Origin of the sequence: uncultured Campylobacter sp. (assembly GCF_938030145.1) — a bacterium.
In the GTDB taxonomy this organism is placed as follows: domain Bacteria; phylum Campylobacterota; class Campylobacteria; order Campylobacterales; family Campylobacteraceae; genus Campylobacter_B.
Window position 1 is genome coordinate 1 of record NZ_CALHGM010000048.1, and the last position, 19,585, is coordinate 19,585.

A 19,585-nucleotide genomic window follows, 5' to 3' on the forward strand; every position below is an offset into this window, starting at 1 on the left:
GTAGCGCGTAGCTAGCGTGCACGCAGCAGTAGTCAAACTCGATGCCCTGACCGATGCGGTTCGGACCGCCGCCGATGATGAGGACCTTTTTATTATCTTTTGAAATTTTACGGCTTGCGATAGCAGGCGTTATGTTGGTGCTGGAGTACAGATACGGAGTAAGCGCCGCAAACTCGCCCGCACAGGTATCTACTTCGTTGTATTCAAGGTCGATGCCCTGTCTGGCGCAGGCGAAATGGATGTCGTTTTGCGTAAGGCCCAGATTGTCCTTTTTGTTGATCAAATTTGCGATCATCTTATCGCTAAAGCCCCAGCTCTTGGCCTGTCTTAGAAGCGCCGCGTCGTTGATGATCTCCATATCGATGCGCTCTTCAAATTTTACGATCTGCTCGATCTGGCTCAAAAACCAGCGGTCGATCTTGCTAAGCTCGTAAATTTGATCCACGCTCATGCCCGCTCTAAAGCCCTGGGCGATGTATAAAATTCTATCTTGCTGTGCGTTGCGAAGCCCGAAAATCAGATCCTTTTCGCTTAAATTTAATTCCACGAAGCCGAAGTAGCCCTTCTCCAGCGAACACAGCGCCTTTTGAATGCTCTCTTTAAAGCTGCGCCCGATCGCCATCACCTCGCCGATACTCTTCATCGCAGTGCCGAGATACGGGTTTGCGCCGGGGAATTTTTCAAACGCAAAGCGCGGAATTTTAGTCACGATATAATCGATCACCGGCTCAAAGCTCGCAGGCGTGCCGGTGATGTCATTTTTGATCTCATCCAGGCTAAAGCCTACCGCTAGCATCGTAGCGACTTTGGCGATCGGATAGCCCGTGGCTTTGGACGCAAGAGCCGAACTGCGGCTTACGCGCGGGTTCATCTCGATGACGATCATGCGACCAGTTTGCGGATTTACCGCAAACTGCACGTTTGAGCCGCCCGTATCCACACCGATCTCGCGTAAAATTTTAAAACTCGCGTCGCGCATCGCCTGATATTCTTTATCGGTGAGCGTAAGAGCGGGCGCGACCGTGATGGAATCGCCCGTATGCACCCCCATCGGATCAAAATTTTCGATCGAGCAGACGATGATGCAGTTGTCCTTGTGATCGCGGATCACCTCCATTTCGAACTCTTTCCATCCAAGCAGGCTCTCTTCGATCAAAATTTCATTTATCGGGCTCACGTCTAGCCCGTTTTGCGCGACCTCTTTAAACTCGTCGATATTGTATGCCACACCGCTGCCTGCGCCACCTAGGGTGTAGCTAGCGCGGATAATGAGCGGAAAGCCGATCTCATTTGCAGCAGCCATCGCCTCTTCGATATTGTAGGCGTATTTGGATTTAGGCAGATCCATTCCGATCTTAATCATCGCCTCTTTAAATTTCACCCTATCCTCGCCCTTTTTGATCGCTTCAGGCTTGGCGCCTAGAAATTTTACACCGGCTAGCTCGCCGCTTTCGTAAGCCTGCATCGCGACGTTTAGCGCGACCTGTCCGCCCATCGTAGGCAGGATCGCATCGACGCCCTCGCGCTTTATGATACGCAAAATGCTCTCTTTGGTGATCGGCTCGATATAGGTAGCATCCGCAAAATCGGGATCGGTCATAATGGTAGCGGGGTTAGAGTTTATTAGCACTACGCGGTATCCAAGGCTCTTTAACGTCTTAGCCGCCTGCGTGCCGCTGTAATCGAACTCACACGCCTGACCGATTACGATCGGACCGCTGCCGATCAGCAAAATCGTCTTAATATCATCTCTTTTGGGCATCAATTTTCCTTTGTAACGACATACAAAAACGCCGGCATCTCGGAGCCCACATAGGGCTCTACGACGGCGCTTTTGTATAACTTTCCGTTTTGAATCTCTTTAACCTTTCCTACCGGTACGCCGGCAAAGAAAATTTCATCTTTCCCGCTCGTAAAGACCTCATCGCCTACCTTGGGATCAAGCCATTGAGGAATGTATCTAACTACGAGCTCGTTATTTTCGCCGCCCGCAACACCAGGAATTTGGGTATCTCCTATGAAAACGGAGAAGTTGCTCTTTTCGTCGCGCTGTAAAATCGCAAGCGGGCGCCCGTCTTTATTTACTAAAATTCCTGCAGTTTTACCCTCGCTGATGAGGCCGTAAATTTTGTTTGGGTCAAAATTTTCAAAATTTACGAAGAATTTATTGTAGTCGTTTAAATTTGCATAGCTCAGCGCCTTTACGAGCTGAACTTTGGGTTCGTAGACGGAGCTGTTTTTGTCGATCAAAATTTTATTGAGCTCGCCCGCGAACGTACTAAGCAGCATTGCCGATTTTTTTAGCTCGGCGTTTTCTTCTCGTAGAGCTTTGATTGTCTCTGCCTGGTTAAAATGCTCGTTCACAGCGCTTTTTACCCGATCACTCACGCCGTAATAAACCTCTAAAATTCCTCCTGCAAATCCGATAAATTTGCCGTGGATATATGAGCCGAACGTTAGCGAAACGGCTACCAGCAAAACCGCGACGAGGAGGAGTTTGAGATTAGTCATTTGCCGCTTGTTTTAGCGATTTGATCTCTTCTAGGGCTTTTCCCGTGCCGTTTGCGACGCACAGCAGCGGCTCGTCCGCGACGAAAACCGGAAGCTTTACGGTGTCGCTTAGATACTTATCTAATCCGCGAATAAGCGCGCCGCCGCCCGTTAGTACGACGCCATTTTCGACGATGTCGGCGGCGACTTCCGGCTGAATGCTCTCTAGCACAAATTTTAACGCATCGGCAATCTCTCTGATCGAGTCTTTGATCGCCTCTCTAACGTCTTCGCTCGTAAGATCAACCGAGCTTAAAAGCCCGCTGATCTGGTCTTTTCCTTTGACCGTGTATGTAAGATCTTTTTGCTGCTGTACCGCTGTGCCGATCTTGATCTTAATCTCTTCGGCGGCGCGCTCCGAAATAAGCAGACTATATTTTTCTTTGACGTAATTAACGATGCTCGCGTCGATCTTATCGCCCGCGACGCGTACGGATTTGGCGCTGATGATGCCGCCTAAAGAGATAACGCCGATCTCGGTGGTACCGCCGCCGATATCCACGACCAGCGACCCGCGCGCTTCATTTACGGGAAGTCCCGCACCGATCGCTGCAGCCATCGGCTCTTCGATTAGATAAACCTCGCGCGCGCCCGCTATCATAGCACTTTCTCGCACAGCTTTGCGCTCGACCTGAGTTAGCCCGTAAGGAACCGAGATGATGATACGCGGGCTTACGAAAAAGCGGCGCTTGTGGGTCTTTTCGATGAAATACCTAATCATCTTCTCCGTCATATCAAAATCCGCGATAACGCCGTCCTTCATCGGGCGCACCGCTTCGATATCGCCCGGAGTGCGCCCGAGCATCTCTTTGGCCTCGGCGCCCACGGCGATGATCCTTTGCTTGCCGTAGCGCTCGTTTTGTACCGCGACGACGCTCGGCTCGTTGATGATGATACCTTTATCTTTTAGTAGCACAAGCGTATTTGCCGTGCCTAAATCAATGCCCATATCCCTAGAAAATAATCCTAGAATCGAATCAAGTAACATTTATCCCCTTTATGCAGTTAAATTTTGTTTTACAAGTATCGGCTTAGAGACGCCGTCTACGACCTCTTTGGATATGATGACGTCATAGCCCTTAAGCTCAGGCAGATCAAACATAATATCGATCATAATCTCCTCGATTATGCTACGAAGTCCGCGTGCGCCGGTTTTGCGCTTGATCGCAAGGCTCGCAACCTCCCTTAGCGCGTCGTCGTCAAATTTTAAATTTGCGCCGTCTATCGCAAAGAGCTTTTGATATTGCTTTAAGATCGCGTTTTTCGGCTCGGTTAAAATTCTAACCATCGCCTTTTCGTCGATCTCATTTAGCGTAGCCACTACGTGCAAGCGCCCGATGAGCTCGGGAATTATGCCGTAATGCACCAAATCGTCGGCCTCGACCATATTTAGCAAATTTAAGCTCTCTTTCTTGCTGCGCTTGGTTTGGTTAAACCCGAGCACGTTCTGCCCGATGCGGCGGTTGATGATCTCGTTTAGCCCGTCGAACGCACCGCCGCAGACGAACAAAATATTGGTCGTATCGATTTGGATGAAATCCTGATTTGGATGCTTGCGGCCGCCCTTCGGCGGGATATTTACGACGCTTCCTTCGATGATCTTAAGCAGCGCTTGTTGTACACCTTCGCCGCTTACGTCGCGCGTGATGCTGCGGTTTTCGCTCATTCGCGCGATCTTATCGATCTCATCTACGAATACGATACCGCGCTGCGCCTTCTCTACGTCGCCGTCCGCGGCCTGTAAAAGGCGGGTGAGGATATTTTCTACGTCCTCGCCGACGTAGCCCGCTTCCGTTAGGCTCGTAGCGTCGCTAATGGCGATCGGCACGTCCAAAAATCGCGCCAAGGTCTGCGCCATAAGCGTCTTGCCGCTACCGGTAGGCCCGATAAGCAAGATATTTGATTTTGAAATTTCTGTATCGTCACCCTTTGCGTCGGTCTGTCTGAAAATTCTTTTATAGTGGTTGTAAACGCCGACGCTAAAAATTTTCTTAGCGCGCTCCTGACCGATGACATAGCGATTTAGCACTTCCATCAGTGCCTTTGGCTTGATAGCTTCGAAATCGATCTCTTTGTTTTGATTTTGTATCGCCTCGTTTTGGCCTTCACTGCCGTGGATAGCGGCGTATGCCATATCGATACAATAGCTGCAGATAGCCGCCGTACCGTCGTCATTAGGATAGATACGACGCCCGTCCGCGCCCGTCTCACCGCAAAAACTGCACTTATTTGCCATTAAATTTTACCTTTATCTAGCGGAATTCCGCGTTTTGTGTTGATTATAAACTCGCACATCTTGCGCACGTTTTGATCGCTCGTTTCGTTTAATAAAATTTGCGCCTGCTCCTTTAAGCCCCCACCCTGGTTGAATAAAAATTTATACGCCCGATTTATCGTCTCGACCGTCTCTTTATCGAAGCGGCGGCGGATGCCCGTTAAATTTAACCCGCGGATATAGGCGCGATTTCCCTCGGCTAGGCAAAACGGCACCACGTCCTGACTAAGCGCGCTAGCCCCTGCGATCATGCAGCTCTCGCCGATCTGAACGAATTGATGCACGGGGGTAAGCCCGCCGATAACGGCATAATCGCCCATTACGACGTGGCCTGCGAGAGTGGCGTTGTTAGCTAGGATTATGTTGCTGCCCAACACGCAGTCGTGCGCGATATGGCAATACGCCATCATAAAGAGATTATCACCGATGCGCGTAAATCCGTCGCCCTTATGCGAGCCCGAGCTGATCGTGCAAAACTCGTGAATCGTAGCGTTTTTGCCGATGATTAGCCCCGTGCGCTCGCCATCTTCAAAGCTCATATCCTGCGGAATTTCGCCCACGATAGCGTATGAAAAAATTTTAGAGCCCTCGCCGATTTGCGTATCGCCGATGATGCGCGCGCCCTGCTTGATCGTGCAGCCGTCGCCAATTTTGGCCTGCGCGCTTACGAAAGCATATGGCTCGATCGTTACTTCGGCTCCGATCTGGGCGCCATCCTCGATGATCGCCGTGTGGTGAACTTTAGCCATCATTTATCCATTATCATCGCTTGAAGTTCCGCCTGCGCGGCCAATGTGGCGCCGTCGTTGATGTAGGCTTCACCCTTTAGCACCCAGATACGTCCGCGATGTTTGATTACGCTGATGCGATATTCAAGCTTGTCGCCGGGGCGGACCGGGCTTCTAAATTTAGCATTATCAATGCTCATAAAATACACGACCTTGTCGCTTAGATCGACGCCGTCTTTCTCCATGCTCTTAAACGCCAACACGCCGCCCGCCTGCGCCAAGCCCTCGATTATCATTACGCCCGGATAGATCGGATGGCCTGGGAAGTGACCCTGAAAGATCTGCTCGTTGTAGGTTACGTTTTTATAGGCCTTGATACTTTCGCCTATGCTGAGCTCTTCGACGCGATCTATCAACAAAAACGGAAAACGATGAGGTAGGATGGAGAGGATTTCGTTTATATCTATCATTTATCTGCCTTTTTTAGAAATTTTGGAATCTTATCAAATTCTTACTAAAATTTCCCTAACGTCTAAAAATATGCGCGAGAGCCCGTAAATTTGAACTTTGGCGACTCTTATCTCGTCCGTGACGATGATCGGCGAGAGCGAGCCCGCAGCGCACAGGGCGGCGCGAGTTTTATTTTGACGCGCTAAACTCGGCGGGTTTTTTATCATTTCGGATACGCTTTTGAAATTTGATCTTGAAATTTCGTTAAATTTCGCCAGGTTTAAAATTTTAATCTCGCCCTTGTCGCTGCAAAAAATTTCGCACTTCCGCTCTATGCTAAACTTTACGTTTTCGCGCGTAAAATGCGAGCCAAATAGCACAAACGAAGGCACTGCACGCCCGTCAAATTTAATCCATGCGCGCAACAAGCGGTAGTTTAAAAACCGATCGCGCAGCACGCTAAATTTAACCCCTTTTCTTTCAAGCGCACAAAGCTTTTTGTAAAATTTCAACTTCTCCTCTACCGAAGCGGGCAGAATTTGCCGATCGAGCGGCGACATTAGCTCGTAAATTTCGGCATCGCAGGCTAAATTTCGCTTCAAATCCGCCGTCAGACTTCCGCCCGAATTTCGCTCAGCCCTTCGCTGATCATTCCGCTGCGACGCAAGCGCGTAGATGCAGCCGCAGTAGTTTTGATGATAGAGCGCGTCTTTTTTCGCGAGCGCAAACTGCTCGTTCGTGCCGCCGTTTTTGCGAAAATCGGGCGCGATAAACTCCAGTCCGCAGCACTCGCAGATACGTTGCAACGAGGCACAGAGCTGAGAGTGCGATTTTTTGGGACTCATAAGAAGCGTCGTGGTGATTTTGCGCTCGCCCAAACTTAGCGCGAGCTCGGCCGTTTTTTGCATGCGAAAATCAAAGCAAAACTCGCAGCGCGCGCCTTTTTCGGGCTCATTTTCAAGCCCGCGCGCGCCGTCTAGCCAGCCCTGAAAATCATACTCGCCCGGGATAAATTTAATCCCTAAATTCTCGCAAACCCGCTTTGCGTCGTGCATTCTAAGAACATATTCGCCATAGGGGTGGATGTTTGGATCGTAGAAATAGCCTATTAGCGGCTCTTGCGTGAGCTCTTTCAAGCGGCGCAAAAAATAATCGCAATCGACCGAGCAACAGATGTGAACCAGCAAAATTTAACCCTTTGCACGAAATTTTTGGATATAATTTTACGCTATCAAAATTAATGAGCGGAAAAATGAAAAATTTTTTTATAAAACACCGACGTAAGTTTGCTTGCGGCTTGGGCGGATTTGCGCTATTTTACGTGCTCGCGGGCTTTTTCGGCGTGCCGCTTTTTATCGAAAAGGCGCTGCCCAAAATTTTAGAGGGCAGAGCAAGCTTTAGCGTGCAGGATGCTAAATTTAACCCCTTTACCTACGAGCTAAATATTACGCGCCCCGAGCTTAGCACCTTTAAGCCGCTGTTTAGCGCCGATGAGATAAATTTAAAAATCGGTTTTTCAAAGCTTTTTAAAAAGACTCTCGCGGTAGAAATTTTGCACCTAAAATCGCCTAAATTCCACGTCGAGCGTGAGCAAAACGGCACCTTTAATTTCGAGCCGTTACTTTCGGAGCAAAAGAGCGAAAACAAGGATGAAAACTCCAGCTTCAACGTCACGCTGAATAATTTTAAGATCGAGCGCGGCTCTCTGGGCTACGTCGATAACTCCCTAAAAAGGCCGTTTTCGCTCATTTCGACCGAGCTAAATTATGAGATCAACGGACTAAATTTAAAGGACGAAACGATCGGCGAGCACGATTTAAGCGCCGTTTCGCGTACATACGACGCGCTGAGCTTCGATGGAGCCATCGACCTGGCGCCTCTTCGTCTGCACGGCAAGGTGGATATCTCGCGGCTGAAAATCGATCCGTTTTGGCTATCATACCTCGATCCTAGCGGCGTGCGGTTTAAGAACGGCTTCCTTTCCGCTACTCTAAATTACCGATTGAGCCTCGATGAAAATATAAAATTTGCGCTTGAAAACTCAAAGCTCGAGCTGCAAAGCCTAGAAATTTTGCAAGATCAAAGCTTAATTTCGCTTGGCTCGCTAAAAATTCCGAGCTTTGAGCTAAATACGGACGTTTCGAATGAAATTTCAGGCAAAGTGATGATTCCGCAAGTGCTGCTTTCGGACGCAAAATACGATATGAACGAAACCAAAATTTCCACGGGCTTTGAGGGGGCGCAGGTCGCGGATTTTGCGCTGGATTTTAATAAAACGGGTGCGAACTTGCGGCTAAACTCAGCTGTAAAAAGCGTAGATCTAAACCGCTCAAGCTTTGCAAACCCGCTAATTTCAGTCGTTTCAAACGACACTAAAATCACGGAAAACTTCTTAAAATTTAACGCCGAAGGTAACGATACAGCCCTTCATACGGGCTTTGGCGCCTTTAGTATCGCGGACACGCAGATTACGCTAGCGCGCAGCGATAAAATTTCACTCGCCGCAACCGAGCTGGGCGCGTTTAGCTACGACAAAGAGGGCGCGCAAAACGGCGTAAGCCTGGAGTTTGCTAAAATTTCAAACTCCAAAATCGCAAACAAAAACGGAATTTTTAGCGGATTTGAAAGCTTTGGCGTGCAAGGGGTGAAATTTAACGTCGCGGATCTCGATCTGGGCGTGGATAAAATTTTGCTAAACGAGCCGTTTTTCAACTCGGAAGTGGGCGCCAATGGCGCCAAAAGCATAAACGATCTGGTGATCTTAAGCGCAATCTCTAAAAATCACGCGAGCTCCAAAAAAACGGCGAGCGCGGGCGATACAAACCCGGCGGATGTAAACTCTACGGCAAGCGGCGCAAATTCGGATTCTAAAAAGCCCGCCAAAAGCCCCGCTTTAAAATTTAAGATCGGCGAGGCCTCCGTAACGGGCGCAAAGGCTAAGATCGGCGAGAGCTTTATCGTTAAAAACAACGTGCACGAGATCAAGGATTTTAGCGCCACGCTAAGCGGGCTAAGCTCAAATTTCGCCGAGCCCTTCGGCATCAAAGCAAGCCTTATCACGGGCGAAATCACCGCTAGCGCGGACGGCAAGGCTAGCATCGCGCCGCTTAACGTAGGCGTGAACTTTAGCCTAAATGCGCCGAACTTGGGCGTCTTTAACAGATACGCCGCGGAATTTATCGCAGGCTCCATCGCGGGCGAGCTTGCTACGCAAGGGCAGCTGAAGCTTTCAAACACATTTTCGCTCGAAGCAAAGCTATCGGGCAAGGGCTTGGCGCTAAGCTCGGGCAGGGATAAAATTTTCTCCCTTGCGTCGCTGAATGTCGCGCAAATCGCACTAAGCCCAAACTCTCTCTCGCTAAACAAGATCGCTCTTGGCTCGCCCGCGGCAAATATCTCGCTAAATAAAGACAGGCGTTTAAATTTAACTTCGCTGATAAGACCTACCGCGCAGGCAAAGCAGGCCGTAAAGCCCGCCGAAGCGGCACCTGGCAGATCCGCAAAAGGCAAGGCAAACTTTGCCTGGAGCGTAAAAAATATCTCGCTTAGCGGCGGAAGTTTAAATTTCACTGATGAGAGTCTAGCAACACCCTTTAAACTGCGCATCAGCGATATGAAAGCAAGCATCAGTGAGATCAGCCCGAAGCGAGCGGCGGATATCAAGCTTAGCTCGCTCGTAAGCGGAAGCGGGTTAGCGAGCATCACGGCGCGCGCCTATCCGCTGGATTTTAAACGCAAAAGCGACATAAACGTCGTTTTAAAGGAGATTCCGCTTGTGCCTGCATCGCCCTATACCGCCAAATATATCGGCAACGAAATCGCGGGCGGCAAGTTAAATTTAAAACTTGCCTACAAAATCGACGATGGCAAGCTAAACGCAAGCAATGATCTAAATTTAGACCGCTTCGAGCTCGGCAAAGAGGTGCAGAGCAAGGATGCGCTGAGCCTTCCGATCGGTCTAGTCGTATCGATTCTAAAGGATAGCGACGATCAGATCGATATTAGCCTGCCTCTAAGCGGCACGCTGAGCGATCCGAAATTTAGCTACGGCGCGCTCGTTTGGGGTGCGGTCAAAAAGCTGCTCTCGGATATCGTGTTAAGTCCGTTTAGATTTATGGGAAAGATCGCGGGCGTAGATACGAAAAAGCTCGAAAGTATCGATTTTGAGGCGGCAAACAGTGAAATTTTAATCAGCGAAAACTCTAAAATAGATGATTTGGCCAAGGTTGCAAAAGCCAAGCCCGAACTTAAGATCATTCTAAACTCTGCGTATAACGAAAAGCTCGATACTCACGAGTTTAAAAGGCACTCGCTGCAAAATATCCTCACTCTGATGTCCAATAAACAAGGCCTCTCCACGGATGAAGCCATAGCGGCGCTTAAGATCAAATACGGCATAAAATCCAGCGGCGATGAGGCGATGGAGGAGCTGATAGCAGCGCAGAAATTTACCCGTTCGCGTCTTGATGAGTTAGCCCTTGCCAGAGCGGCCGCCGTGCAAGCGGCACTCGTGCAGCGCGGCGTAAGCGCCTCTCGCATAGAGATCAAAAAACCTAGCGAAGCCGAGCTCAAACAAAACAGCTTTATCCCGCTAAGCCTCGGCGTAGAGAGGTAGTGTAAGCAAAATTTGGCTATACTAAGCGGACTAAATTTAAAGGATGAGCGATGATAAATATAGGGATTCACGGCGGAAGCGGTAGAATGGGCACGATGATCTACGAATGCCTGAAAAATTTCGATCAGGCGCGAGCAAGTGTGATCTACACGGTCGCTCCGCTTGATTATACGCCGAGCTGCGCCGTAGTAAGCAGCTACGACGAGCTTTTTAGCGGCTGCGACGTCGTGATAGACTTCACGATCCGAGACGGCGCAATAAATTTAATGAAATTTGCGCTTTCGCATCCAAAGCCGCTTTGCATCGGCACGACGGCTCTAGGAGAGGAGGGCGAGCGGCTACTGCGCGAATGCGGCGCGAAGATGCCCGTACTGCACGCTACGAATATGAGCCTGGGCGTCGCGGTGCTAAACAAACTCGTAGCGCTTGCTAGCAGGAGCCTGTGCGATTTTGACTGCGAAATTTTAGAGATGCACCACCGCCACAAAAAAGACGCCCCGAGCGGCACGGCGATGAGCCTTGCGCAAAGTGCCGCAAGCGCGCGCGAGCTAAACTTAAAAGACGTGCGCGTAAGCGGTCGCGACGGGCTCATCGGCGAGCGCAGCAAGGACGAGATCGCCGTGATGTCGCTGCGCGGCGGAGACATCGTCGGGCGCCACACCGTGGGATTTTACGGCGAGGGCGAGTTCATCGAGCTAAATCATACGGCGACTTCGCGCGCGACCTTTGCCAGAGGCGCGATAAAGGCAGCGGTATGGCTTGCGTCCCAAAATAGCGGGCTTTACGGCATCGACGACTGCTTAGGAATCTAGGCTTTGCGGCTAAATTTAAAAGGAAAAAATGCCAACCAAAGATGAAATTTTAAATTTTCTGCGCGAGCTAAAGCCGGAGCTTGAAAGCTTTGGAATTTACAAAGTCGGTCTATTCGGCAGCTACGCCAAAGATGGAGCAAATATCGCCGAGATGTTTAAAATTTCAGCCGATCTATTTGATGAGGCGTCGGCAAAATGCCGGATGGCAAGCCGTCAATGATAAAACAAAATATAGATAAATTTCTAAAAAATAAAATTTAAGAGGTTAGAAAATGTGCGCAATCGTGGGAGTCATAAATTCTGAAGGTGCGGCTAAAACCGCGTATTACGGGCTTTTTGCCATGCAGCACCGCGGCCAGGAGGCAAGCGGCATCAGCTCGAGCTTCAACCATCATATCAAAACGATCAAAGCCACAGGGCTCGTGACGGAGGTTTTTAGTCCCGCGAGTTTTGAAATTTTAAAAGGCAACATCGCGATCGGCCACAACCGCTACGGCACCGCGGGCGCAGACAGTCTAAAGGACGCACAGCCCGTTGCGGGCAACTACGCTCTTGGGGAGATCTCGATAGTTCATAACGGAAATTTGATCAACAAAGACGAAATTCGCCGCAAACTCGTAAGCGAGGGGGCGATCTTTCAGTCCGGCATGGACACCGAAAATATCCTGCACCTCATCGCCCGTAGCAAGCAGGAGCATCTAAAAGACCGCATCATCGAGGCGCTGAATCAGTGCGTGGGTGCGTATTCGCTTCTAATTTTAAGCCGCTCGAAGATGTTTGCCGTACGCGATCGCTACGGCGTGCGTCCGCTCAGCATCGGCAGGCTAAAAGACGGCGGCTACATCATCGCGAGCGAGACCTGCGCGTTTGATCTCGTAGGAGCCAAGTTCATCCGCGACGTAAAGCCTGGCGAGATGGTGATTTTCGAAGAGGGCAAGGATGAGTTTAGCTCGGTTCAAATTTTAAAAGCCGCGGAGGCTAGAATTTGCGCGTTTGAATACATCTACTTTGCGCGCCCAGACAGCGTCGTAGAGGGCAAAAACGTATATGAGGTCAGAAAAAAACTGGGCGCTGCGCTCGCGCGAAAATGTGGGAGTTTAAAAGCCGATTTCGTCGTGCCCGTGCCCGATAGCGGCGTACCGGCGGCGCTTGGTTTCGCGCAAGAGAGCAAAATCCCTTTTGAGATGGCGATCGTGCGCAACCACTACATCGGCCGCACTTTCATCGAGCCGACGCAAGAGGTGCGAAATTTAAAGGTCAAACTCAAGCTAAATCCGATCGGCGCGGCACTGCACGGCAAGAGCGTCGCGGTGATCGACGACAGCATCGTGCGCGGCACCACGAGCAAAAAGATCGTCGAGCTTCTGCGCCATGCGGGCGCAGCGCGCGTGCATATGTGCATCGCAAGCCCCGAGCTAAAGTATCCCGAGCGCTACGGTATCGACACGCCGAGTGTGCGCGAGCTGATCGCCGCAAATATGAGCACGGATGAAATTTGCAAATTTATAGGCGCCGACAGTCTCACGTTTCTTAGCGTACCGGAGCTCGTAGAGGCGCTTGGAAGCGAGCGTAAGTACTCGCTCGTAAGCTTCGACGGCGATTATTTCATCAAAGATTAGCGAATTTAAAGGAGCAAACTATGACAGAATTTAAGATTAAGCGCGTCTATGAGCGCACAGAGGAAGAGGATGGTTTTCGCGTGCTTTGCGACAAACTGTGGCCGCGCGGCGTAAAAAAAGACGCGCTAGAACTTGATATGTGGGCAAAGGACATAACGCCTAGCACCGAAATACGTAAGCTTTTCGCGCATAAGCCTGAGAATTTCGCCCATTTTAAGGAGCTTTACTTAGCTGAGCTTGAGCAAAATCCCGCCGTAGCTGAATTTTTGAAAAAGGTTAAAAACGAGCCGGTCGTCACGTTGCTATACGCCGCAAAGGACGAGCACTGCAACCACGCGATGATTCTGCGTGATTTTCTGCAAAGCAAGGTGCGCTGAAATTTTAGCACAAAACGCACTGCTCGCCATATTTTAAAGCAAATGTAAAATCGCCTCGCTCACCAAAATCCACTCATAAAACCAATGCGCGAGGCGTAAAATTCAGCGAACAGGCGTAAGCGGAGTGCTTTTAAAGCCTTGCCAGACGCGATTTGAGATAAATTTTCTATCCGGATGTACACTTCGCAGATGCGCAAAACAAACGCTAAATTTTGCGTCAGAGCTCTAAAAAACGCAAAATTTTATAAAAAGCGAATAAAATTTCAAGGAAAATAACTCGATTTAATATATGCAAATTTAGAATTTCATCTATTTTTTAACGCTACTTTTCATAATGCAAGCTAGGAATTTAAAAAGTGGGCTTAATATAAATTCGCAACAAATTAAATTAATTTCTTACATGCAGCATTTTTAAATTTCATTTAAGGATTTGCCGCTAACATTGCTCGTAATTTTTTACAAGGAGAAACAATGGCAATCAGTGCTAGAAATCAGCTTCACGTCGTAATCAGCGACGTAAAAATAGGTGCAGTAAATTCGCTAATCACAGCTAAAACCAGAGGCAGCGACGTGCTAAAAGCGACCGTGACGGTTGATTCTGAAAAAACTTTGGATTTAAAAGCAGGCAAAGAGGCGGTATTTTTATTCAAAGCCCCAAATGTCATCATTTCAAAGGGAGAAAATGATCTTCGCCTAAGTGCTGCGAACCAGCTAAAAGGCAAAATCACCGCCGTTAAAGAGGGTGCGGTAAATGCCGAGATCAGCGTCAGAAGCGCCGGCGGTGAGAATCTAAGCGCGATCGTCACAAACAGCTCCGTTAAAAATTTGGCGCTAGCAGTCGGCGACGAAGTAACCGCGATCATAAAAGCTACTCAAATCATCGTCGGCGTAAAATAATCCTGCATTGCACGAAACGATGTGCACGCTTTAAACATCACAAAATCAAGGAGCGAAATTTTATAAATTCTGCTCCTTCTTCAAAAATCTCTTTTGATAAATCAAATTTCGTAGCAACTCAAATAACACTATAAGCAGTCTTTTCTCTCATGCGCGCAGATACACCCCGCGCGACATCTAGCCCTAATCAACACCAAGAGCGGTCTTGCCCTATTTGCCGCAGTGCGCATTTCGCGCAGGCTTTGCATCTATGCAGCACGTAAGCCCACTCACGCGAGATATTTATGAAACGCAAACTCGCTCTTGCCCCGCTCGCTCGCTTATAGTAATGTGCTTTCATATTTTGCGCGCTCGCTACGCTACTTTGCTCAGTAATGACCGATCACCACACTTTTACAGCGGCAGGCTCGGTATATCTTTTCGCGGTGGCGATGCGATGTTTTGCAAAATACTACGCGATGCGGTAAATTTTAAAATTTAAACTCTCCAAGTGCGACAGAGACCGCTTCACAAAACCCAGACCCGATCCAAAAAGATCACAGCACACACTTCACCCCCCCCCTGCTTTGCCGCTTGCTGCAAAATTTAACCACTCTTGCGCAAATAAGACACGATGAGTTTTATGCCGATGACTTCGAACCGAACCCATTCGTGCCTCCATAGATGACAACATTAGCTAGCCGATGTGCACCTTTTAAATACACCTGTACCTTGCAAGCAATCAACACTGGCTACGACGAGTGCACGCACGTATTAGTCGTAGCCATCCATAGCGTGTTTCGATCCACTTTGAGCTTTTGCCGATCGGCTCATTAAAAGGCGTAGATTCCGCGAATAAAATCACTCTTGTAAAATTTCGGCTCATAGCCGCGGGTAGCGGGCATTTGCTTTACTAAATTTGATACTCGCCGGGACTCAACTCGCCTCGCAAAAGCTTACCAAAGCGTGCGGCTGCGGCATCTACGGCATCGTCGCCAAACTCTCCAGGCTCAAACCCGCTGCTGACAAACGGCACAGCAAAGTCCATCCCGCAGTAGTTTGCCGCGATCTTAAGCGGCGTTAAAATTTCATCCAAGCTAAAGCCGATCGCGCCTTGTTTAGAGTATTCGCCAAGCGGAGTGCTGACGCTTAGCGCAAGCTGCAAGACCTTGCCTTTAAGCACGCCGGAACCCACCAACTCGTGCGAAAAGACGATGTCGATATAGGCTTTTAGCATAGGCGGCACGTTTAGCCAGTACATCGGGTACAAAAATACGATGCGCTCAGCGCCCAATAGCGCGTCTTGCTCTGTGCGAGCGTCAATGCGCGCAGTATCGGTGCCGTAAAGTCCCTCCAAATGACGCACCTCTACGCCGACAGCGCCCTTTGCGACCTGCGATAGGGCTTTGTTCACGCGCGAGGCGGCGAAATTGGGATGCGATAAGATCACGAGCGTTTTCATGTTGTATCCTTTGTTAAAATTTGTAGAATCATATCGTTAAAAAGCTAAAAGTAGATTAAGAAGGGTTGTGAAAACGAGCGTTATTTTGCTTGTGAGGAATGGGATTTGTGAGGCGCGATAGATACGAAGCGCTCTCGTACCATACTGCCTCAAGGCATGTGCAACAAAATGTTTTTATGCGTGCCGCAAAGCAAGCCCCTGACCCGCTCTTGTTGTCTGGAACGATCTCACTTGCGATCCACCCGATCGCGCGCAGCTGCGGCACGGAGCAAAATTTCATCCAAGCAAGGATAAATTTATGAAAAAAGATTAAAATTTAGCCGCGATTTGGGCGACGAGCCCGAAAATTTCAAAAAAAGGAAACGATATGCAGAGAAAAACACAGATCGAAGACGAGTTCAGCGCAGAGGATCGCGAGCGCAAAATCACGCTGCAAGCGGGAGATGCGGCACCCGAGTTTAGCTTGCAAAATGCCGACGGAGCGAGCGTCGCGCTAAAGGACTTTGCGGGAAAAAAGGTCGCGCTGTATTTTTACCCCAAGGACAACACCCCCGGCTGCACGACCGAAGCGTGCGAATTTAGCGCCGCGTACGATGATTTCATCGCCGCAGACTGCGTGATCATCGGCATCAGCCCCGACAGCGCCAAATCCCACGCGGGCTTCATCGCCAAGCAAAGCCTAAAGCACATCCTGCTGAGCGATCCGCAGCACGAGGTAGCCAAGCTATACGGCGCGTGGCAGGTGCGCAAAAACTACGGGCGCGAGTATCTGGGCATCGTGCGCTCGACCTTTCTGATCGGCGCGGACGGCAAAATTTTAAAGGTCTATAAAAGCGTCAAGGCAAAGGATCACGCCGCAAAGGTGCTCGCGGATCTGCTAGCTGCGGGGAAATAAAGCGCCAAGTGGTATTTTGAAGCAGAACTCCGGCGCATTTGGGCGCTAAATTTTAATATATGAAATTTATGCGCTGAAATTTGTTATGGAATTTCGGCGTCAAATTTAAGCGTCGAAGCTTCGGCATTAAAATTTGGCTTTGAAATTTTGCCTTAGAATTCTGCTTCTCATTTGAAAATTGAATTTTTAGACAGAGCTCTAAGTGCGATTTTGGCGGCAAATTTTATCGCCCCAAACCAAAATTTTAAAGGAAAAATATGAAAAACTTAATCATCCTAGCTCATCCGGACATTAAAAATTCGATCATAAACAAGCGGTTTTTGAAAGAGGCTGCCGCGCAAAGCTTCACCGTGCGCGACCTAGCGCGCAAGTATCCTAGCGGCGAAATAGACGGCGAGCGCTAGCGCGCGATAATCAAAGCCCACGACGCGCTGGTGCTGCAATTTCCGCTGCATAATTTCTCCTCGCCCGCGATTTTAAAAAGCTGGATCGATGCGACGATGACGTATGGATTTGCCTACGGGCGCACAAGCGAGGGCATGCGCGGGCGCGCCGTGGCGCTGGCGGTGAGCGCGGGTATCAAACGCGCCGACTACGCGCCTAGCGGGCGGTATCATTTCACGATGGAGCAGATTTTAGCGCCGTTTGAGCCGGCATTCCGCTACTATTTTCATGCAGACTGGCGCGGATTTTTCGCGTTTTACGGCGCCGAGGAGACGCCCGGCGTGGATTACGAAAGTAGCGTCACGCAGATAGAAAAAGGCGCGGCGGAGTACGCGGAATTTTTAAGAAATTTAGGCGCAAAGAGCGGCGCGGGTAAAAAATTTTAAATTAAAACAAGTGTTTTGCCTGTAGCGGGTCTACTCGCATATATCTTGATAAAAATTTTATGCTAAAAGGCAAGCCCTCATTTTAGAGCTAAATTTTAAAATTTAAGCCGCCTTTATCTAGCCCGCAAGCTAGCTCAAAGTCCGTTCCTTACGGCTCAAACGAGCAAGCCTTTAGGTTTCCGCCCGTTAAGCCTTTTTTAAACCACTCTTTGCGCTGTGCCGAGGTGCCGTGCGTGAAGGAATCTGGCACGACGCGGCCGCTAAATTTGCGCTGCAGCGTATCGTCGCCGATCGCGCTGGCGGCATTTAGCGCCTCGTCGATGTCGCCCGCCTCCAGCACGCGCCCGGCTTTTGCTAGATAATGCGCCCAAACCCCCGCGTAGCAGTCCGCCTGCAGCTCGACTTTGACCTGAAGCGCGTTTTGCTCGGCTTCGCTGCGAGCGCGCCTTTTTAGAGTGGCGACCTGCTCCAGCGTGCCGACTAAATTTTGAACGTGATGCCCTACTTCGTGCGCGATGACGTAGGCCTGCGCGAAGTCACCGCCCGCTTTGTATTTATTCGCAAGTTCGTCGAAAAAGCCGAGATCGAGATAAATTTTATGATCCCTCGGGCAATAAAAGGGTCCCGTCTGCGCGCTCGCAAAGCCGCAGCCGCTTGCGATCTGATCGCGGAAAAGCCGAAGTCCGGGCTCCTCGTAGCGCGCGCCCGCACTTTTAAATATCTCGCCCCAAACGTCTTCAGTTTGAGCTAGCACTGCCGAGACGAAGGCAAGCTTTTCTTGCTCCTGCGGGCTATCGGTCGGCTCTCTTTGCGTGCTGGCGCCTCCGTCTAAAAGCGCCAAAGGGTTGTAACCCATAAAATACGCTACCGCGCCGATTACAAGCACTATGCGCCCGATCTTTGAGCCGAGCAAAAACCTGATGATCGGAATCAGCATCCCAAGCGAGCCCGAGCTCGTGCGCATGCTGCTTGCGCGGTCATCCTCCACGTTTGAGCTTCGTCTGCCGTCTTGCCATTTCATATTTTTCCTTTAAAATTTTTGAGCCATTATACTAAAATTTTAAAAAGAGCGCCGTCTTGCTTTTGCAAAAACGGTGCGCGCGTAGCGAAGTAAATCTGAAATTTTGCTTATTTTAAATTTCTTTTAAGCTGTTTAAAATTTTAAATTCTATATAATCGCCCTTTTTAAATTTAAAAGAAAGGAGAATTTGTGGCAAAAGACGACGTCATAGAGATCGACGGCAACGTCATAGAAGCGCTACCGAACGCGACTTTTAAGGTTGAGCTAGACAACAAACACGTGATTTTATGTCATATCGCGGGCAAGATGCGAATGCACTATATCAAGATAATGCCCGGCGATCGCGTAAAAGTTGAGCTGACCCCTTACAGCCTCGATAAAGGCAGGATCACCTACCGCTATAAGTAAGGATAAAGTTAAATTTAGATATACTCGCGATTTTGCGACTAAACTGTAGGAAGAAGTGTTTTCAAAATCCCCACTATTTTGAAAACAGTTGGTTTGATACTTTCGCTTTTGAAATTTCATTAAACCTAGGTGCAGTTTGCATTTAAAGTGGAGAAAATTTTAGGAGAGTGGAATGAAAGTTCGTCCATCCGTTAAGAAAATGTGCGACAAATGCAAAATTGTCAAGCGCAAAGGTGTTGTTCACGTTATTTGTGAAAATCCAAAACATAAACAAAGACAAGGATAAGTTATGGCTCGTATCGCAGGTGTAGATCTACCAAAGAAAAAAAGGATTGAATACGGACTAACTTATATCTACGGTATAGGTTTATTTACGTCGAGAAAAATTCTCGATGCGGCAGGAATTTCTTACGATAAAAGAGTCGCCGATCTGAGCGAAGATGAAGCCGCCGCTATCAGAAAAGAGATCCAAGAGCACTATATGGTCGAAGGCGATCTTCGCAAACAAGTGGCTATGGATATAAAAGCGCTTATGGACTTGGGCGGCTATCGCGGCTTAAGACACAGAAAGGGCCTTCCGGTTCGCGGTCAAAAAACAAAAACGAACGCCAGAACCAGAAAAGGCAAACGCAAAACCGTCGGCGCGGCAGCTAAATAAGGATTGAGA

General features: G+C 49.2%; 22 protein-coding genes. 13 read left to right on the top strand and 9 right to left on the bottom strand.

Going from position 1 to position 19,585, the window contains the following annotated elements; genetic code table 11:
- From carB to Q0323_RS11080, 7 genes are all read right to left on the bottom strand, one after another.
- Positions 1-1,762 (bottom strand): carbamoyl-phosphate synthase large subunit (gene carB / locus Q0323_RS11050; protein WP_298054490.1); only part of this gene is annotated, 1,762 nt, incomplete at its 3' end.
- Positions 1,762-2,511 carry a rod shape-determining protein MreC gene (gene mreC, locus Q0323_RS11055; protein ID WP_298054492.1) on the bottom strand — a complete coding sequence of 250 codons (750 nt, stop codon included), beginning with the start codon at positions 2,509-2,511 and terminating at the stop codon, positions 1,762-1,764. The genes mreC and carB, both read right to left, overlap by 1 nt.
- Positions 2,504-3,538: a rod shape-determining protein gene (locus Q0323_RS11060; protein ID WP_005869818.1), complete on the bottom strand. Its 1,035-nt coding sequence runs from the start codon at positions 3,536-3,538 to the stop codon at positions 2,504-2,506. The genes mreC and Q0323_RS11060 overlap by 8 nt, the downstream gene beginning before the upstream one ends.
- Before the next feature lie 9 nt (positions 3,539-3,547).
- Positions 3,548-4,786 (bottom strand): ATP-dependent protease ATP-binding subunit ClpX, encoded by a 1,239-nt coding sequence (gene clpX / locus Q0323_RS11065; RefSeq protein ID WP_295152772.1) that lies wholly within the window; start codon positions 4,784-4,786, stop codon positions 3,548-3,550.
- Positions 4,786-5,574 (bottom strand): acyl-ACP--UDP-N-acetylglucosamine O-acyltransferase, encoded by a 789-nt coding sequence (lpxA, locus tag Q0323_RS11070; protein ID WP_297882470.1) that lies wholly within the window; start codon positions 5,572-5,574, stop codon positions 4,786-4,788. The genes clpX and lpxA overlap by 1 nt, the downstream gene beginning before the upstream one ends.
- A complete protein-coding gene (gene fabZ, locus Q0323_RS11075; protein WP_291938488.1) occupies positions 5,574-6,023 on the bottom strand; it encodes a 3-hydroxyacyl-ACP dehydratase FabZ in 450 nt (149 codons plus the stop codon). Before fabZ ends, lpxA begins: the two co-directional genes overlap by 1 nt.
- Positions 6,024-6,056: 33 nt before the next feature.
- Positions 6,057-7,190, bottom strand: coding sequence for an epoxyqueuosine reductase QueH (locus Q0323_RS11080; RefSeq protein ID WP_298054494.1), 1,134 nt, complete (start codon positions 7,188-7,190; stop codon positions 6,057-6,059).
- 65 nt (positions 7,191-7,255) lie between these two features.
- Here Q0323_RS11080 and Q0323_RS11085 point away from each other — a divergent pair, with 65 nt between their 5' ends.
- From Q0323_RS11085 to Q0323_RS11110, 6 genes are all read left to right on the top strand, one after another.
- Positions 7,256-10,618: a DUF748 domain-containing protein gene (locus Q0323_RS11085; RefSeq protein ID WP_298054497.1), complete on the top strand. Its 3,363-nt coding sequence runs from the start codon at positions 7,256-7,258 to the stop codon at positions 10,616-10,618.
- 50 nt (positions 10,619-10,668) lie between these two features.
- On the top strand, positions 10,669-11,430 hold the full coding sequence (gene dapB, locus Q0323_RS11090; RefSeq protein WP_298054499.1) for a 4-hydroxy-tetrahydrodipicolinate reductase: 762 nt from the start codon (positions 10,669-10,671) through the stop codon (positions 11,428-11,430).
- Positions 11,431-11,458: 28 nt separating this feature from the next.
- On the top strand, positions 11,459-11,650 hold the full coding sequence (locus Q0323_RS11095; protein WP_298054501.1) for a nucleotidyltransferase domain-containing protein: 192 nt from the start codon (positions 11,459-11,461) through the stop codon (positions 11,648-11,650).
- Between the two features lie 52 nt (positions 11,651-11,702).
- Positions 11,703-13,049, top strand: coding sequence for an amidophosphoribosyltransferase (gene purF / locus Q0323_RS11100; RefSeq protein ID WP_298054503.1), 1,347 nt, complete (start codon positions 11,703-11,705; stop codon positions 13,047-13,049).
- A 20-nt stretch (positions 13,050-13,069) separates the two neighbouring features.
- Complete coding sequence (locus Q0323_RS11105; protein WP_298054505.1) at positions 13,070-13,426, top strand: DUF488 domain-containing protein; 357 nt, start codon at positions 13,070-13,072, stop codon at positions 13,424-13,426.
- 471 nt (positions 13,427-13,897) lie between these two features.
- A complete protein-coding gene (locus Q0323_RS11110; RefSeq protein ID WP_298054507.1) occupies positions 13,898-14,323 on the top strand; it encodes a TOBE domain-containing protein in 426 nt (141 codons plus the stop codon).
- An 892-nt stretch (positions 14,324-15,215) separates the two neighbouring features.
- Here the strand turns inward: Q0323_RS11110 and Q0323_RS11115 are convergent.
- Positions 15,216-15,764: an NAD(P)H-dependent oxidoreductase gene (locus Q0323_RS11115; protein ID WP_298054509.1), complete on the bottom strand. Its 549-nt coding sequence runs from the start codon at positions 15,762-15,764 to the stop codon at positions 15,216-15,218.
- A gap of 107 nt (positions 15,765-15,871) precedes the next feature.
- On the opposite strand from Q0323_RS11115, the gene Q0323_RS11120 reads away from it, so the two are divergent.
- The 4 genes from Q0323_RS11120 (at position 15,872) to Q0323_RS11130 (ending at position 17,489) form a co-directional block, all read left to right on the top strand.
- Positions 15,872-16,066 carry a hypothetical protein gene (locus tag Q0323_RS11120; protein ID WP_297880255.1) on the top strand — a complete coding sequence of 65 codons (195 nt, stop codon included), beginning with the start codon at positions 15,872-15,874 and terminating at the stop codon, positions 16,064-16,066.
- Between the two features lie 65 nt (positions 16,067-16,131).
- A complete protein-coding gene (gene bcp / locus Q0323_RS11125) occupies positions 16,132-16,659 on the top strand; it encodes a thioredoxin-dependent thiol peroxidase (RefSeq protein ID WP_297990092.1) in 528 nt (175 codons plus the stop codon).
- A 257-nt stretch (positions 16,660-16,916) separates the two neighbouring features.
- On the top strand, positions 16,917-17,063 hold the full coding sequence (locus Q0323_RS11295) for a hypothetical protein (RefSeq protein ID WP_366939575.1): 147 nt from the start codon (positions 16,917-16,919) through the stop codon (positions 17,061-17,063).
- 9 nt (positions 17,064-17,072) lie between these two features.
- Positions 17,073-17,489, top strand: coding sequence for an NAD(P)H-dependent oxidoreductase (locus tag Q0323_RS11130; RefSeq protein ID WP_366939576.1), 417 nt, complete (start codon positions 17,073-17,075; stop codon positions 17,487-17,489).
- Positions 17,490-17,637: 148 nt separating this feature from the next.
- Here the strand turns inward: Q0323_RS11130 and Q0323_RS11135 are convergent, their stop codons facing one another.
- Positions 17,638-18,510 carry a neutral zinc metallopeptidase gene (locus Q0323_RS11135; protein WP_298054511.1) on the bottom strand — a complete coding sequence of 291 codons (873 nt, stop codon included), beginning with the start codon at positions 18,508-18,510 and terminating at the stop codon, positions 17,638-17,640.
- 189 nt (positions 18,511-18,699) lie between these two features.
- On the opposite strand from Q0323_RS11135, the gene infA reads away from it, so the two are divergent.
- From infA to rpsM, 3 genes are all read left to right on the top strand, one after another.
- The gene (infA, locus tag Q0323_RS11140) at positions 18,700-18,918 is read left to right on the top strand and encodes a translation initiation factor IF-1 (RefSeq protein ID WP_005869854.1); all 219 of its coding nucleotides are present in this window, start codon (positions 18,700-18,702) and stop codon (positions 18,916-18,918) included.
- Positions 18,919-19,090: 172 nt separating this feature from the next.
- The gene (gene rpmJ / locus Q0323_RS11145) at positions 19,091-19,204 is read left to right on the top strand and encodes a 50S ribosomal protein L36 (protein ID WP_005869855.1); all 114 of its coding nucleotides are present in this window, start codon (positions 19,091-19,093) and stop codon (positions 19,202-19,204) included.
- 3 nt (positions 19,205-19,207) lie between these two features.
- Positions 19,208-19,576, top strand: a complete 369-nt coding sequence (gene rpsM, locus Q0323_RS11150; protein WP_005869856.1) for a 30S ribosomal protein S13 — start codon at positions 19,208-19,210, stop codon at positions 19,574-19,576.
- Positions 19,577-19,585: the final 9 nt, after the last annotated feature.

Coding starts and splice junctions, on each gene's coding strand:
- bcp (WP_297990092.1), top strand. CDS start 16,132: ATGCAGAGAAAAACACAGATCGAAGACGAGTTCAGCGCAGAGGATCGC.
- Q0323_RS11060 (WP_005869818.1), bottom strand. CDS start 3,538: ATGTTACTTGATTCGATTCTAGGATTATTTTCTAGGGATATGGGCATT.
- Q0323_RS11115 (WP_298054509.1), bottom strand. CDS start 15,764: ATGAAAACGCTCGTGATCTTATCGCATCCCAATTTCGCCGCCTCGCGC.
- rpsM (WP_005869856.1), top strand. CDS start 19,208: ATGGCTCGTATCGCAGGTGTAGATCTACCAAAGAAAAAAAGGATTGAA.
- fabZ (WP_291938488.1), bottom strand. CDS start 6,023: ATGATAGATATAAACGAAATCCTCTCCATCCTACCTCATCGTTTTCCG.
- lpxA (WP_297882470.1), bottom strand. CDS start 5,574: ATGGCTAAAGTTCACCACACGGCGATCATCGAGGATGGCGCCCAGATC.
- Q0323_RS11105 (WP_298054505.1), top strand. CDS start 13,070: ATGACAGAATTTAAGATTAAGCGCGTCTATGAGCGCACAGAGGAAGAG.
- Q0323_RS11085 (WP_298054497.1), top strand. CDS start 7,256: ATGAAAAATTTTTTTATAAAACACCGACGTAAGTTTGCTTGCGGCTTG.
- clpX (WP_295152772.1), bottom strand. CDS start 4,786: ATGGCAAATAAGTGCAGTTTTTGCGGTGAGACGGGCGCGGACGGGCGT.
- Q0323_RS11110 (WP_298054507.1), top strand. CDS start 13,898: ATGGCAATCAGTGCTAGAAATCAGCTTCACGTCGTAATCAGCGACGTA.
- Q0323_RS11095 (WP_298054501.1), top strand. CDS start 11,459: ATGCCAACCAAAGATGAAATTTTAAATTTTCTGCGCGAGCTAAAGCCG.
- rpmJ (WP_005869855.1), top strand. CDS start 19,091: ATGAAAGTTCGTCCATCCGTTAAGAAAATGTGCGACAAATGCAAAATT.
- Q0323_RS11135 (WP_298054511.1), bottom strand. CDS start 18,510: ATGAAATGGCAAGACGGCAGACGAAGCTCAAACGTGGAGGATGACCGC.
- dapB (WP_298054499.1), top strand. CDS start 10,669: ATGATAAATATAGGGATTCACGGCGGAAGCGGTAGAATGGGCACGATG.
- purF (WP_298054503.1), top strand. CDS start 11,703: ATGTGCGCAATCGTGGGAGTCATAAATTCTGAAGGTGCGGCTAAAACC.
- Q0323_RS11295 (WP_366939575.1), top strand. CDS start 16,917: ATGAAAAACTTAATCATCCTAGCTCATCCGGACATTAAAAATTCGATC.
- mreC (WP_298054492.1), bottom strand. CDS start 2,511: ATGACTAATCTCAAACTCCTCCTCGTCGCGGTTTTGCTGGTAGCCGTT.